The sequence below is a fragment of the Pseudomonas sp. Leaf58 genome (assembly GCF_003627215.1).
In the GTDB taxonomy this organism is placed as follows: domain Bacteria; phylum Pseudomonadota; class Gammaproteobacteria; order Pseudomonadales; family Pseudomonadaceae; genus Aquipseudomonas.
Genome location: NZ_CP032677.1, coordinates 1,936,390 through 1,950,135, shown reverse-complemented (window position 1 = coordinate 1,950,135; position 13,746 = coordinate 1,936,390). Strand labels below are relative to the sequence as shown.

Below are 13,746 nucleotides of genomic sequence, written 5' to 3'. Positions count from 1 at the left end.
AGTTGGCGGCCGGCACCCGTGACCTGACGAGTAACACGATGGCTGATTTACCGATCGATGACTTGAACGTTGCCTCCAACGAGACGCTGATCACCCCCGATCAGCTCAAAAAGGAAATCCCTCTCAGCGCCAAGGCCCTGCAGACCGTAACTGCCGGCCGTGAAGTGGTGCGCAATATTCTCGACGGCAAGGACCATCGCCTGTTCGTCGTGGTTGGCCCTTGCTCCATCCACGATATCAAGGCTGCCCACGAATACGCCGAGCGCTTGAAGGTACTGGCTGAGGAAGTGTCCGACACGCTGTACCTGGTCATGCGCGTGTACTTCGAAAAACCGCGCACCACCGTTGGCTGGAAAGGCCTGATCAACGACCCCTACCTGGATGACTCGTTCAAGATCCAGGACGGCCTGCACATCGGCCGCCAGCTGCTGTTGGACCTGGCCGAGATGGGCCTGCCGACCGCCACCGAAGCACTTGACCCGATTTCCCCGCAGTACTTGCAAGACCTGATCAGTTGGTCGGCCATCGGCGCCCGCACCACCGAATCGCAGACCCACCGCGAGATGGCCTCGGGCCTGTCTTCGGCGGTCGGCTTCAAAAACGGCACCGACGGCGGCCTGACCGTTGCCATCAATGCCCTGCAGTCGGTGTCCAAGCCACATCGTTTCCTGGGCATCAACCAGGAAGGCGGCGTGTCGATCGTCACCACCAAGGGTAACCCTTACGGCCACGTGGTACTGCGCGGCGGCAACGGCAAGCCGAACTACGACTCGGTCAGCGTCGCCCTGTGCGAGCAAGACCTGGCGAAGGCCAAGATCAAGGCCAATATCATGGTCGACTGCAGCCACGCCAACTCCAACAAGGACCCAGCCCTGCAACCGCTGGTGATGGAGAACGTCGCCAACCAGATCCTCGAAGGCAACCAGTCGATCATCGGCCTGATGGTCGAGAGCCACCTCAACTGGGGCTGCCAATCGATTCCCAAGAACCTGGACGAACTGCAATATGGCGTGTCGGTCACCGATGCCTGCATCGACTGGTCGGCCACCGAGAAGACCTTGCGCAGCATGCACGCCAAGCTGAAGGATGTGCTGCCGCAACGTAAACGCGGCTGAGCTTTGCTGTAACAAAAAACGCCGGGCACTGCCCGGCGTTTTTTTATGTTTGGCGGCTGTCGCCGGCTCAAGCCTTGCTCGAATGCCGCTGCTGGCGCTCCATGTAGCGTTCCACGTACGAGCAGGACGGAATCACCGTATAGCCCATCTGCTCAGCGTACTCCAACGCCCGTTCGGTCAGGGCGGCAGCAATCCCGCGGCCTCGCAAGGCGTTGGGCACGAAGGTGCGATAGATGTCCAGCGTCTGCTTGCCCAGGTCCATGTAGGTCAGGTAGGCACGATGACCGTCCACATTGGTCTCGAACTGATGACCGGCCTGGTCATGGTGGATGGTCAGCGCTTCGCTCATCACTACTCCTCGCAGGTCTTCTCGGCAGACCCATACCTTAACCGATGGTGGTTTATCCGGCACAGAACCTCTATGCCACCTATTGCCCCCTTCGACCACTGGACGATTGCAATCGTTCGGATCCTCTGGCGCTCACAAGATAGTAGGCGCGGCATGCAGGGTTGCTCAAGGTGGCAGCGGTTAAAAATGGCGAAAACGCCGCAAAAACGGCTCTTCGCTGCACGCTCAACAGCCTCCGGATGTTCTAGGGCTTAAGACGCTGAGGGACAGTTAAAGTCACTGCAAGTTCAACAAAAAGTTCCTGTACTACAGTCGCTTGCGAACCCTGCAGGCGCTCTCACACGCGTATCGCAAATCGTGTCCACTGCCGTCAAGGAACATTTTTTTTGCAGTTCTTGCGCTTAGTCAGTTTACTTACTACAAGTAATGGGTACTATGTACGCCGGCCAGTTTCTCTTTTCCGAGAGATGGCTATTTAATAGAAAGTCCTTGAAGGGGAACACGATGAACAACGTTCTGAAATTCTCTGCTCTGGCTCTGGCCGCAGTTCTGGCTACCGGTTGCAGCAGCGTATCCAAAGAAACCGAAGCTCGTCTGACTGCGACTGAAGACGCAGCAGCTCGCGCTCAAGCTCGTGCTGACGAAGCCTACCGTAAGGCTGACGACGCACTGGCAGCCGCTCAGAAGGCTCAGCAGACCGCTGACGAAGCCAATGAGCGTGCTCTGCGTATGCTGGACAAAGCCAGCCGCAAGTAATAATCCTCACGGATTGTTATGAAGCCGACCCACTTGTGGGTCGGCTTTTTTATTGCCCGGGTACAAGGCAAACGCGCCAGGTAAAAACGAAAAGGCCTGCACTAAGGCAGGCCCAGATGTGTCGCAACAACCCTACTGCAGTTCGGGCGGAATGCTCGACACCATCGGTGCTCCACCTTGGCTCTCGGTCGGCACGGCAATTTCCACCGGCATGCCATCTTCCGCGGCAACCACATCGCGCACCATATCCCAGTTCATGCGTAGGTTATTGGCCAAGTCTTCACGCTTGAGCAAGGCATTGATAACCGCTGTGTGTTTGTCGACCACCGACGGATTACCCTGGTCGTCCAGCGGCGTGTGTGCCTCCAAATAGACCTTGCCGCTACTGATACCGAACTTGTAAGGCTCGTTGATGATGCGCACCGGCGTTCCCACCGGCACCATCTTCGACAGTTCCAGCACGTTGTTGTTAAGCATGCGGAAGCAACCGTGGCTGGTACGCATACCAATGCCGAACTTCTTGTTCGAGCCGTGGATCAGGTAGCCCGGCACGCCCAGGGTGAACTTGAATGGCCCCAGCGGGTTGTCCGGACCGGCCGGTACAACAGCCGGCAGGATGTCACCGTCCGCAGCGTGCTCTTTACGAATAGAAGCAGGCGGCGTCCAGGTTGGGTTTGGTGTCTTGGCGATGATCTTGGTGTTGGCGATGGGCGACCCCCAACCTTCACGGCCAATCCCGAGCGGGAAGGTGTGCACCACGCTTTGCCCTTTCGGGTAGTAATACAAACGATACTCGGCCAAGTTGATGACCACCCCTTCACGCGGGCCAGGCGGCAGGATGTAGCGCGTCGGCAAGATGATCTCGGTGCCAGCACCCGGCAGCCAGGGGTCGACGCCCGGGTTGGCGGCGATCATTTCCAGGTAGCCGAGGTCGTTGGCAGTGCCGATATCGGCAAACGTATCCTCGTATTTTGCCTTGATCACCTGCACCTGGCCGACGATGTCTTCACCAGGCGGTGGCAGTGGCAGCTCCAGTGCAGCAGCGGGACCCGCTACCAACAGGGCGGCCAGGGACAGGCTACGGGTGACGACAGGAAAGCGCGGCAACATCCGGTAAGTCCTTCGAAAGGTGGGTCAAGAGGAACGATTGTACACCCGCGCCGTTGCAAGCGGGAGGCATTGGCGCCAAGCAGGCGTTTCAGATGATGAAAGGTGCCTGCCGCTCAGGCGCCCTGCAGCTCGGGCCACACCGGGCGCATGCCGCGCCGCTGGGCATCGAGGATGGCGCGGCACAGGTCGCACAGACGGCCGTCGCGGTAGATCGAACGCGGCACGCCCGACCAGCGCGGCTGCGCCGGCAGCAGGCCACCGCACAGGGTGCGGTCAACCGGCACGCCCAGCTCAAGCTGACTAGCCACCAAGTGGACGCGGATTTCCTGGCAGGCGAACAGGTCGAGCTGCTCATCGGGCTCGATCAGTTGGTAGGCATACAGGGACCAGGCAGGGCGCGGCATTGGGGGCACTCGAAACGGGGGGCGCAACCTTAGCCGAAAGCCGGCGCCGTTTAAAGCGTCACAGCAAGGGTTTTATCGCCGGCCAGGCATTTTCCAGCAGGCGCTGCTGAGCACCCTGAGCCGGGTGGATACCGTCGGCCTGCATCAATTCAGGCACGCCCCCTACCCCGTCGAGGAAAAACGGCACCAAAGGCACCTGCTTGTCAGTGGCCAGTTGTTCATACACCTTGGCAAACGAAGTGGTGTAGCGCACACCGTAATTGGGCGGCAAGCGCATACCCAGCAGCAGCACCTTGGCACCAGCCTGGCGCGCACTGTCGATCATTGAGGCAAGATTTTGTTGCAATTGCGCCGGCGGCTGCCCGCGCAGGCCATCGTTGCCACCAAGCTCCAGCACCACCAGGCTGGGCTTATACGCTGCAAGCAGCGCCGGCAACCGCGCCTGACCACCTGCACTGGTATCGCCGCTGATCGATGCATTGACCACTTTGTCATCGAAACCTTGGTCTTTGAGACGGGCCTGCAGCAAAGCCACCCAACCCTGGCGGGTATCCAGGCCAAAACCGGCGCTGATACTATCGCCGACAACCAGCAGTGTTCCCGCCGCCGCGCTCTGGGCCAGGCAATACAAGGCCAGACCGGCACTCAACCACCACATTCGCATCGGATTCTCCATGGGCCCCAGCATTCTCGTTGCGCAGAACCTTAGCAAAGTGGTCCCCAGCGCGGAAGGTGACCTGACCATCCTGCACGCGCTCTCCCTTGAGTTGGCCCAAGGCGATAGCCTGGCCATCGTCGGCGCTTCGGGCTCGGGCAAGTCGACCCTGCTTGGTCTGCTCGCCGGGCTCGATCAGCCCAGTGCCGGCCAAGTAATCCTCGCCGGCCACGACTTGGGGCCGCTGGATGAAGACCAGCGCGCGCGGGTGCGCGCCGAACATGTGGGCTTCGTGTTCCAGTCGTTCCAACTGCTCGACAGCCTCAACGCCCTGGAAAACGTCATGCTGCCGCTAGAGCTGGACGGCCGCCGCGATGCCCGCGATCACGCGCGCACCCTGCTCGAACGGGTTGGCCTGGGCAAGCGCCTGAGCCACACCCCGCGCCAACTGTCGGGCGGGGAGCAGCAGCGGGTGGCCATCGCCCGCGCTTTCGCCGCACAACCGGCGGTGCTGTTTGCTGACGAGCCCACCGGCAACCTCGACAGCCACACCGGCGAGCGCATCAGCGACCTGCTGTTCGAACTGAACAAGGAGCGTGGCACCACCCTGGTGCTGGTGACCCACGACGAACGCCTGGCCTGCCGCTGCCGCCGCCAGATCCGCCTGGACGCGGGCCGCCTGGTAGCCCCGGTGGAGGCCCGATGAACCATATGCCGTTGTCCCGCTTGGGCGGCCTAGCCCTACGCCAACTGCTGCGCGACCTTCGCGCCAGTGAAGTGCGCGTACTGTTCTTCGCCCTGCTGGTGGCGGTGGCGGCCAGCACGGCCATCGGCTATTTCGGTGCCCGCCTGAACGGCGCCATGCAATTGCGCGCCAGCGAGTTCCTGGGCGCCGACCTGGTACTGCAAGGCAGTGCACCGGCCCGCGAGCAACAGCTCGAAGCCGGCAAGGCGCTTGGCTTGCGCCATGCGCAGGTGGTTGAGTTCACCAGCGTGGTCGGCGGCGACAACGGCATCCAGCTATCCAGTGTCAAAGCTGCCGACAACGCCTATCCGTTGCGTGGGCAGGTGCGCAGCGCCGCAGCGCCCTATGCCGCAGAAGCCCCCGGTGGCGGCCCGGCGCCTGGCGAGGCGTGGGTCGAGCCGCGCCTGCTGGCGGCACTGGGGCTGTCGGTGGGCGACAGTATCGACGTCGGCATGAAAACCCTGCGCATGAGCCGCGTGCTTACCTACGAACCAGACCGCGCCAACAACTTCTACAGCCTTACCCCGCGGGTAATGATGAACCTGGCCGACCTGCAAGCCACCGGCGTGATCCAGCCGGGCAGCCGGGTCACCTACCGTGACCTGTGGCGCGGGGATGCCGAGGCGTTGGCCCAGTACCGCCAGGCCGTTGAAAAGGACCTGGCCGCCCACCAGCGTTTGCGCGATACCCGCGATGGCAACCAACAAATCGGCGGCGCCTTGGGCAAGGCCGAACGCTACCTGAACATGGCCAGCCTGGTGGCGGTGCTGCTGGCCGGGGTGGCCGTGGCCTTGTCCGCCAGCCGCTATGCCGCGCGCCGCCTGGACGCTAGCGCCTTGCTGCGCTGCCTGGGCCTCTCGCGGCGCCAGGCCCTGGGCCTGTATTGCCTGCAGTTGGCTATGCTCGGCCTGGTCGCGGCACTGGTCGGCGCGCTGCTCGGCTGGCTGGCGCAACTAGGCCTGTTCCGCCTGCTGCATGGCCTACTGCCAAGCGTGGTGCCTGCCGGCGGCATCATCCCGGCCCTTGCCGGCATCGGCACCGGGCTGGTGGCACTGGCCGGCTTCGCCCTGCCCCCCATCGCCGCACTGGGCCAGGTCCCGCCGCTGCGCGTGCTGCGCCGCGACCTACTGCCGATACCGCCTAGCAGCTGGCTGGTATACGGCACCGCCCTGCTCGCCCTGGGCCTGATCATGTGGCGTTTGAGCCTCGACCTGCTACTCACCTTTGCCCTGCTCGGTGGCGGCCTGGTCGCCGCGCTGCTGCTTGGCGGCCTACTGTTGCTGGGCTTGCGCAGCCTGCGCCAGCTGCTGGCCGGGGCACCGCTGACCTGGCGCCTGGGGCTGGGCCAACTGCTGCGCCACCCCATGGCCGCTGCCGGCCAGGCCCTGGCGTTCGGCCTGATCCTGCTGGCGATGGCCCTGGTCGCCCTGCTGCGCGCAGAACTGCTCGACACCTGGCAAGCGCAGTTGCCCAAAGATGCGCCCAACCATTTTGCCCTCAACATCCTGCCGGATGACCGAGCACCCTTCGCCCAGCGCCTGCAACAGGTCAACGCCACTTCGGCGCCGCTGTACCCGGTAACGCCCGGGCGCCTGGTACAAATCAATGAGCAGCCGGTGCAGCAGGTGGTCAGCAAGGACTCAGCCGGCGAACGTGCCGTGCAACGTGACCTCAGCCTGACCTGGGCCGCCGCATTGCCCGACGGCAATCAACTAACTGCCGGCGACTGGTGGCAAGCCTTGCCAGCCGAAGGTGAACTCCCCGGCGTTTCGGTGGAGGCCGAGCTGGCCACCAGCCTGAAACTGCAATTGGGCGACTTGCTGACCTTCGACATCGGCGGGCAGCAGCGCCAGGCCCGGGTCAGCAGCCTTCGCAGCGTGCACTGGGACAGCTTCCAGCCGAACTTCTACATGATCTTCCAGCCCGGCACTCTGCAGGGGCTGCCTACTACCTACCTGACCAGCTTCTACCTGGCGCCAGGCCATGACCTGGAGGTAGTGGCGCTGTCACGGGCGTTCCCGGCAGTGACCATCTTGCAGGTAGACGCCTTGCTCGACCAGTTGCGCAGCATTCTCGCCCAGGTGACCCTGGCAGTGGAGTACGTGTTGTTGTTTGTGTTGGCAGCCGGGCTGGCCGTGTTGTTTGCTGGCTTGCAGGCAACACTGGACGAACGCATCCGCCAGGGCGCCCTGCTGCGTGCGCTGGGGGCGGCGCGGCCCTTGCTGGTCAAGGCACGGCGGATCGAGTTCGGCCTGCTCGGCGCCGCCAGCGGGTTACTGGCCGCGGTGGGGTGCGAGTTGATTACCCTGGTGCTGTACCGCTATGCCTTCGACCTGCAGTGGAGCCCGCATCCGTGGCTGCTGGCGCTGCCACTGGCGGGGGCGCTGCTGGTAGGTGGTGCAGGGGTGCTGGGCACGCGGCGGGCTTTGAATGCCAGCCCCTTGGCGGTGTTGCGGGAAACTTGAGGCCCGCACCAACAACATCCATTTATTGGCCGTAAGTGATGCTGCTCACATACCAGGTCGCTTCACCGGTAGGCGTGTGCACCACCACCTCATCACCCTCCTGCTTCTTCAGTAAGGCGCGTGCCATGGGTGAGTCGATCGAGATGTAGTCATTGCGCCCGTAAATCTCGTCATAGCCGACGATGCGAAACTTCATGGTCTCGCCCTCGTCGTTCTCGACCTCCACCCAGGCACCGAAAAACACCTTGCCTTCCTGCTCCGGCGAGTAGGCCACCACCTTCACATCTTCAAGACGCTTGCGCAGGTAACGCACCCGACGGTCGATCTCGCGCAGCAACTTCTTGTTGTACTGGTAGTCGGCGTTTTCGCTACGGTCACCCAGCGACGCCGCCCAGGTGACCTTTTGGGTAATCTCCGGGCGATACACCCGCCACAGGTGGTCCAGTTCGCTCTTCAGCGCCGCATGGCCTTGCGTGGTGATAATGTTGGTACTCAACAGCGCGCTCCTCAGCGGCGGGTAATCAGGCCTTGGCGCGCGATGCGGGTGAGGTGGCCGATGACTTCGGCAGCCTCGTCCGGCACCGGCGCCTGGATTACAGCCAAGTCGAAACGGTCATTGCCATACTGCGCGAGGTGGCAGCCGGCTTCGACGAACTGGATCAGAAAGGCACGCGCCTGGCCCTTGCGCCGGGACAGGCCTTCGAGGTGACGCAAAAGGGTGGGCTGATGCTGGCCGCCGAGCAGTATGCGCGGTGTACGGGACGCCTGGCTGGCAGGCAAAGGGCTTAAACAGACACTGGTACGTGGGCAACTCATGGAGCTTATCTCCGCCTCGCGAATCCCGCTGGGCAGCGGTGGGAGGCGTCACCGAACCAGCGCTTTAGCGGTATTTCGGATGACCCGGAGGTGGGCTTCCTGCGCCCCGCAAGTAGCTGTTTAAATCGGCGCAGACGGTATGCTAGAGCGATGAGCGTGAAGTTGCAAGCTACAAGCCGCAAGCCAGAGCAGGCCAATACTCGGCCTGCTCTGGCTTGCGGCTTGTAGCTTAAAGCTTGCAGCTCATTACCGGGCGATCAGGCGGTCCAGCGAGAAGCGCCCGGCACCTTCAATCAGCACTGCAACGGTGCCAGCCAGCAGGGCCAAGGCAAACTCGTAACCGTTGTTGGCCATGAACAGGCCGTTGCCGATGTGCACCGAGAAGATTGCCACCACCAGGGTCACAGTCAGCGCCAAGGCGGCCGGGCGGGCCAGCAAGCCAATCACCAGGGCCAGGCCGCCGAAGAACTCGGCACCACCGGACAACAGGGCCATCAGGTAACCTGGGGCCAAGCCAATGCTTTCCATCCACTGCCCGGTGCCTTCAAGACCATAGCCACCGAACAGACCGAACAGCTTTTGCGCGCCATGCGCCATGAAGATGATACCGACCAAGATGCGGATGATGCTGAGGCCTGCGCCAGCACGGGTGGCGAACAGGGTATTGAGGGTAGCGTTGTTCATGTCGAGATGTCCTTGAAGCGGGAAGTTGTGTTGGAATGGGTGCCATCATAATCAATTCAATAGATATGAAAATCGCAAAAACCCCAACAAAACAATCGAACAAATCGATTTATTAGCGCTTTGCTACTCGCTCTAGCCCGGTGCGCTCCCGGTTGAACGCCAAAAAGTACTTGTTGATGCTATTGACGAAGTTGACCGGCCCCATGCCTACCTGCTCCATGGCAATGCGTTCGGTCTGGAAGAACCATTGGTTGCCGTTCAGCCCACGCCGCCGCGCCTCGGCACGCATAGCCTGAACCCGCTCGGGGCCTAGGTTGTAGGCCGCCAGCACGAAGGCCATGCGCTCACGCTCGTTGATTTTGGGGCTGGCAAAGAACTTGCGCCGGATCAGCGCCAGGTAGCGGGCACTGGCCTGGACATTACCGTCCACCGTGGCGGTGTTGCTCACCCCCACGCGCTGCGCTGCCGACGGTGTGATCTGCATCAGGCCATGGGCACCGCCGGTACCGCGCGCGGTGGGGTTGAGCGACGACTCCTTGAAGGCCAGCGCAGCCAGGTTGAGCCAGTCAATCTGCTGCGCCTCTGCGTGCTTCTGCAGCACCGACCGCAGTGAGGCCAGGCGCTGGCGGTCCTTGCTAGCCAACGGGTTGTGCACCCGGTATTGGCGGCGATAGATGCGCTCGAACGCGGCGTCCTGGTTGCCAGGCGCGCGATAGCCCTGCAAAAAGCGATCGACTGCAGCCAGCAACTGCGGCGCATCACGCCCAACATACCAGCGCATGGCTTGCGGCGTCCCCAGTTGCACACGGCTGTCCAGCCGCAGGCGCGGCATCACCCGGGCCCAGCGCCGGGCAATCGGTTGCTCGACCACGGTCAGGTGATAGATGCCGGCCTGGACCATCTCCAGCACGTCCTCAACCGCCAGTGTCGAGTCAACCCACTCCACCTTGATTGGCGCGCGTTTGCGCAGCGCCAATTGTTGGTTGACCTGCTGGATCAAGGGGCCGGCGGCACTGGCACTGGTCAAGGCCACGGTACGCCCAGACAGTTGCTCGACATGGGTGAAGCTGCGTTCGCCCTTGCGCCCCACTAGCAGCAGAGGCACCTGGTCAAGCACCGGCGCGCTGCTGCTGACACCGCGCACCACGCTGGGGTCGAGCAACTCGCCCGGCGCCGCCAGGTCCCCCTCGCCACGGGCCAAGGCACCCAGTAGTTGCTCCTTGGCCCGAGGGATCAGCTTGAGCTGGATTTCCTGGCCGTCAGCGGCGCGGGCATTGAGGTAATGCTCCAGTGCCCGCAGGCGATAATACTCGATACCGACCGGCTCGCCCTTGACCTCACCCGAGCTATTGCGGCTCTGGTTGACCAGCACTCGCAGCACCTGGCTAGTGCGAATCTGCTGCAGGTCGCGCACCTTGGCAGGCGGCGTAGTGTGCTGCGGCCCTGGCAGACGTGCGTGGGCAGGCCCGGTCAAGGTCAGCCCAAGCAACAGCAGGAAAAACAGCCAGTATTGCCGCATGTAAATCGTGTCCGTGGTCGGTGGGCCGGCATCCATGGGGGTTGCACCGCCAAGTGGAAATGACGGTAAAAGACCACGGCAACAGCATGAAGTTCTTGGTTTTTTCAGAAAAACGCAGTGTTTGCTATGCTGGCCGTCCCGCGGCACGAGTAAGCACCATGCAACTGATCGATATCGGCGTCAACCTGACCAACAGCAGTTTCCACGACCAGCAGGCGGCAGTCGTCGAGCGCGCGCTCGAAGCCGGCGTTACGCAGATGGTACTGACCGGCACCAGCCTGGCGGTCAGCGAACAAGCGCTGGAACTGTGCCAGCAATTGGATGCGAACGGCGCGCACCTATTCGCCACGGCGGGGGTTCACCCCCACGATGCCAAGGCCTGGGATGCAGGCAGCGAGCGCCAGTTGCGCCAACTGCTGAGTGAGCCACGGGTGCGCGCCGTGGGTGAATGCGGCCTGGATTTCAACCGCGACTTCTCCCCTCGCCCGCTGCAAGAAAAAGCCCTGGAGGTACAGCTGGCGCTGGCTGCCGAGCTGCGCCTACCGGTGTTTCTGCACGAACGCGATGCCAGCGAACGCTTGCTGGCGATCCTCAAGCACTACCGCGACCACTTGACCGGGGCAGTGGTGCATTGTTTTACCGGTGAGCGCGACGCGCTGTTCGCCTACCTGGACATGGACCTGCACATCGGCATTACCGGCTGGATTTGCGACGAGCGCCGGGGCACGCACCTGCATGCGCTGGTGGGCAACATTGCCGAGGGGCGGCTGATGCTCGAAAGCGATGCGCCTTACCTGCTGCCACGCAGCCTGCGACCGAAACCGAAGAATGGGCGCAACGAGCCGGCGTTCCTGCCAGAAGTGTTGCGTGAAGTGGCGTTGCATCGGGGTGAGCCTGCCGAGCACGCGGCGGCGCATACCACGGCGACAGCGCGGGCGTTTTTCCAACTCCCGTGAACCTGTAGTGGCCCTATCGCCGGCAAGCCAGCTCCCACAAGGCTCTGCACTGCCCTCGAGCACGGCGCTGTACCTGTGGGAGCCGGCTTGCCGGCGATAGGGCCATTACAGGCGCCAGCATTTACTTGATGCACATCAACAAAGGGTTTGGCTGATGAAGGCACAATGATGGCACCTTGCCAATATTGTTCCCGCTCAACTCAGAGAAGACCTGCCCATGGGTGCCTGGCTTAGCAATGTTTCCCTGAAATACAAGTTCTGGGCCGTCAACGCGGTGGCCTTTGTCACCACCTTGCTACTGGTGCTGTATGCCGTGCACTTGGAGCAGCGCGCCCGAGCCGAGGCGGCGCAGGCCCAGGCCGCCGCGCAAGCCCAACTGCTGGCCGCCTGGCCAGCCGGGCAAACTCTGCCGCGCCAGGCCAACGTCATCAGCTGGTCGGCCGGGCAAACGCCCAGCTTCGCCGGCACCCCTCTGGATAGCCTGCGCAACGCCCAGGGCTGGGTCGAACTGGCAAACGCCTGGATCCTCGGCGACAACCCGTTACGCGGCGCGCAGGTGCTACGTCACGGTGAGCAGCAAGTGGCCGTGCTGGCCGAGTCACCCAGCCTGCGCCAGGTGTTCTTCGACCGCTTCAGCAATTATGCGGTGTGCGTGTTGATCCTGATGCTGGCCATGCTCGGCGCCTCGCAGCTGTTGATCCGCTTCTTGCTCAGCCAGCTCAATACCCTCAAGGATGTGATGTTGCACGTAGAGAAAACCGGCGACTTGTCGGCCCGCGTGCCACTGGCTTGTGGCGACGAGGTCGGCCAGATGGCCGGGGCCTTCAACGCCATGCAGGCGACCTACCACCGCGTGGTCAGCACCGTCGCCCACACCGCCGCACAATTGGATTTCGGCGCCGCGCGCCTGGCGGCGAGCATGAGCGACGTGCGCCGCGGCATGCTCGGCCAGCAGAGCGAGACCGACCAGGCTGCTACCGCCATCAACGAAATGTCGGCGACAGTGCACCACATTGCCCAGCATGCCGGCGCCACCCGCGACCTGTCACAAACCGCCGACAGCCTGGCTGGCAGTGGCAAAGAGGTGGTCAGCCGGGTGCAGGATTCGATATCCGGGCTGTCCAGCGGCGTGCAGCAGACCGCCGAGATGATTCGCCAACTGGCTGAAGACAGCCAGAAGATCAACGGCGTGGTCAGTGTCATCCACAGCATCGCCGAACAGACCAACCTGCTGGCGCTCAACGCCGCCATCGAAGCGGCGCGTGCCGGCGACTTGGGGCGCGGCTTTGCCGTGGTGGCCGATGAAGTGCGCAACCTGGCCAAGCGCGTGCAAACCTCCACTGACGAAATCACCAGCATGGTCTCAGCCCTGCAGTCGGGCACCCGCGATGCGGTGGAGTTCATGCAGGAAAGCTCGTACAAGGCCGATGATTGCGTCCGGCAGGCCCAGGCGGCCGGTGAAGCGCTGGCCGACATTACCGGTGCCGTGGCGCAGATGCGCGAGAGCAACACGCAGATTGCCGTGGCTGCCGAACAGCAGAGCCAGGTAGCCGAGGAAATGAACCGTGCCGTGGTGAGCATCCGCGATGTCACCGAACGGACGGTGCAGCAAACGGTGGGCTCGGCGACTACCAGTAACGAACTGGCGACCCTGGCCGGCGAACTGAACAAGGCCATTGGCCAGCTGAAGCTATAGTCACCATAGCTAGCCTCGATTGGCCCCCGCCCGGGGGCCGCACTAAGCTTTGGGCATGACCGAGAGGAAATGCCCATGAGCAAACGCCTGCCTAACCTGCCCGCCTGGCAATGGCGCGGCTACCACCATAACCATCGCCATCCAGCCAACCTGGTGCTGCACCTGATCGCCGTACCTTTGTTCATTCTTGGCGCGCTGCTGATTCTGTCCGGCTTGTTCAGCCTCGACCTCGGCCAGATTGCGCTTGGCATCATTGCCTTGATCGCCGGCCTGGGCCTGCAGCGCCAGGGCCATCGCCTGGAAACCGAACAACCTGAGCCGTTCGCCGACCGCAAGGATGCTGTGCAACGCCTGCTGACCGAGCAGTTCGTCACCTTTCCGCGCTTCTTATTGAGCGGGGCCTGGTGGAAAGCCTGGCGGGAGCGCCACAAGCATCACCGTTGATGTCAGTGGAGTGCTTTGCGCGCCAGCGCTCG

The 13,746-nt window shown here is 62.9% G+C and carries 15 protein-coding genes; 7 read left to right on the top strand and 8 right to left on the bottom strand.

Annotated elements, in window-relative coordinates; translation table 11 throughout:
* The first annotated feature begins 38 nt into the window (after positions 1-38).
* Positions 39-1,115, top strand: a complete 1,077-nt coding sequence (locus DV532_RS09130; protein ID WP_056800229.1) for a 3-deoxy-7-phosphoheptulonate synthase — start codon at positions 39-41, stop codon at positions 1,113-1,115.
* Positions 1,116-1,182: 67 nt separating this feature from the next.
* Here DV532_RS09130 and DV532_RS09125 read toward each other — a convergent pair whose 3' ends face one another.
* Positions 1,183-1,464, bottom strand: coding sequence for a GNAT family N-acetyltransferase (locus DV532_RS09125; protein WP_003250290.1), 282 nt, complete (start codon positions 1,462-1,464; stop codon positions 1,183-1,185).
* Positions 1,465-1,968: 504 nt separating this feature from the next.
* Between DV532_RS09125 and oprI the strand changes: the two genes are divergently transcribed.
* Positions 1,969-2,220 carry an outer membrane lipoprotei OprI gene (oprI, locus tag DV532_RS09120; RefSeq protein ID WP_003259780.1) on the top strand — a complete coding sequence of 84 codons (252 nt, stop codon included), beginning with the start codon at positions 1,969-1,971 and terminating at the stop codon, positions 2,218-2,220.
* 132 nt (positions 2,221-2,352) lie between these two features.
* Here the strand turns inward: oprI and DV532_RS09115 are convergent, their stop codons facing one another.
* The 3 genes from DV532_RS09115 to DV532_RS09105 all read right to left on the bottom strand — a co-directional run bounded on the left by DV532_RS09115 (position 2,353) and on the right by DV532_RS09105 (position 4,398).
* Entirely contained in the window at positions 2,353-3,330 is a 978-nt protein-coding gene (locus DV532_RS09115) for a L,D-transpeptidase family protein (protein WP_056800227.1), read from the bottom strand.
* A 113-nt stretch (positions 3,331-3,443) separates the two neighbouring features.
* The gene (locus DV532_RS09110) at positions 3,444-3,734 is read right to left on the bottom strand and encodes a hypothetical protein (RefSeq protein ID WP_056800224.1); all 291 of its coding nucleotides are present in this window, start codon (positions 3,732-3,734) and stop codon (positions 3,444-3,446) included.
* Between the two features lie 58 nt (positions 3,735-3,792).
* Positions 3,793-4,398 (bottom strand): arylesterase, encoded by a 606-nt coding sequence (locus DV532_RS09105; RefSeq protein WP_056800222.1) that lies wholly within the window; start codon positions 4,396-4,398, stop codon positions 3,793-3,795.
* A gap of 10 nt (positions 4,399-4,408) precedes the next feature.
* Between DV532_RS09105 and DV532_RS09100 the strand changes: the two genes are divergently transcribed.
* Together DV532_RS09100 and DV532_RS09095 are read left to right on the top strand one after the other, a co-directional pair.
* Positions 4,409-5,095: an ABC transporter ATP-binding protein gene (locus tag DV532_RS09100; RefSeq protein ID WP_056800220.1), complete on the top strand. Its 687-nt coding sequence runs from the start codon at positions 4,409-4,411 to the stop codon at positions 5,093-5,095.
* Positions 5,092-7,599 (top strand): ABC transporter permease, encoded by a 2,508-nt coding sequence (locus DV532_RS09095; protein ID WP_056800217.1) that lies wholly within the window; start codon positions 5,092-5,094, stop codon positions 7,597-7,599. Before DV532_RS09100 ends, DV532_RS09095 begins: the two co-directional genes overlap by 4 nt.
* Positions 7,600-7,621: 22 nt before the next feature.
* Here DV532_RS09095 and greB read toward each other — a convergent pair whose 3' ends face one another.
* The 4 genes from greB to DV532_RS09075 form a co-directional block, all read right to left on the bottom strand.
* Entirely contained in the window at positions 7,622-8,095 is a 474-nt protein-coding gene (gene greB, locus DV532_RS09090) for a transcription elongation factor GreB (protein ID WP_056800215.1), read from the bottom strand.
* Positions 8,096-8,106: 11 nt separating this feature from the next.
* The gene (locus DV532_RS09085) at positions 8,107-8,415 is read right to left on the bottom strand and encodes a hypothetical protein (protein ID WP_056800213.1); all 309 of its coding nucleotides are present in this window, start codon (positions 8,413-8,415) and stop codon (positions 8,107-8,109) included.
* A gap of 246 nt (positions 8,416-8,661) precedes the next feature.
* Complete coding sequence (locus tag DV532_RS09080; protein ID WP_056800210.1) at positions 8,662-9,099, bottom strand: DoxX family protein; 438 nt, start codon at positions 9,097-9,099, stop codon at positions 8,662-8,664.
* 112 nt (positions 9,100-9,211) lie between these two features.
* Positions 9,212-10,618 carry a transglycosylase SLT domain-containing protein gene (locus tag DV532_RS09075; RefSeq protein ID WP_056801507.1) on the bottom strand — a complete coding sequence of 469 codons (1,407 nt, stop codon included), beginning with the start codon at positions 10,616-10,618 and terminating at the stop codon, positions 9,212-9,214.
* Positions 10,619-10,776: 158 nt separating this feature from the next.
* On the opposite strand from DV532_RS09075, the gene DV532_RS09070 reads away from it, so the two are divergent.
* From DV532_RS09070 to DV532_RS09060, 3 genes are all read left to right on the top strand, one after another.
* A complete protein-coding gene (locus tag DV532_RS09070; RefSeq protein WP_056800208.1) occupies positions 10,777-11,574 on the top strand; it encodes a TatD family hydrolase in 798 nt (265 codons plus the stop codon).
* A 217-nt stretch (positions 11,575-11,791) separates the two neighbouring features.
* Positions 11,792-13,270 carry a methyl-accepting chemotaxis protein gene (locus DV532_RS09065; RefSeq protein WP_056800205.1) on the top strand — a complete coding sequence of 493 codons (1,479 nt, stop codon included), beginning with the start codon at positions 11,792-11,794 and terminating at the stop codon, positions 13,268-13,270.
* Between the two features lie 75 nt (positions 13,271-13,345).
* A complete protein-coding gene (locus tag DV532_RS09060) occupies positions 13,346-13,714 on the top strand; it encodes an Mpo1-like protein (RefSeq protein ID WP_056800203.1) in 369 nt (122 codons plus the stop codon).
* Positions 13,715-13,746 lie beyond the last annotated feature (32 nt).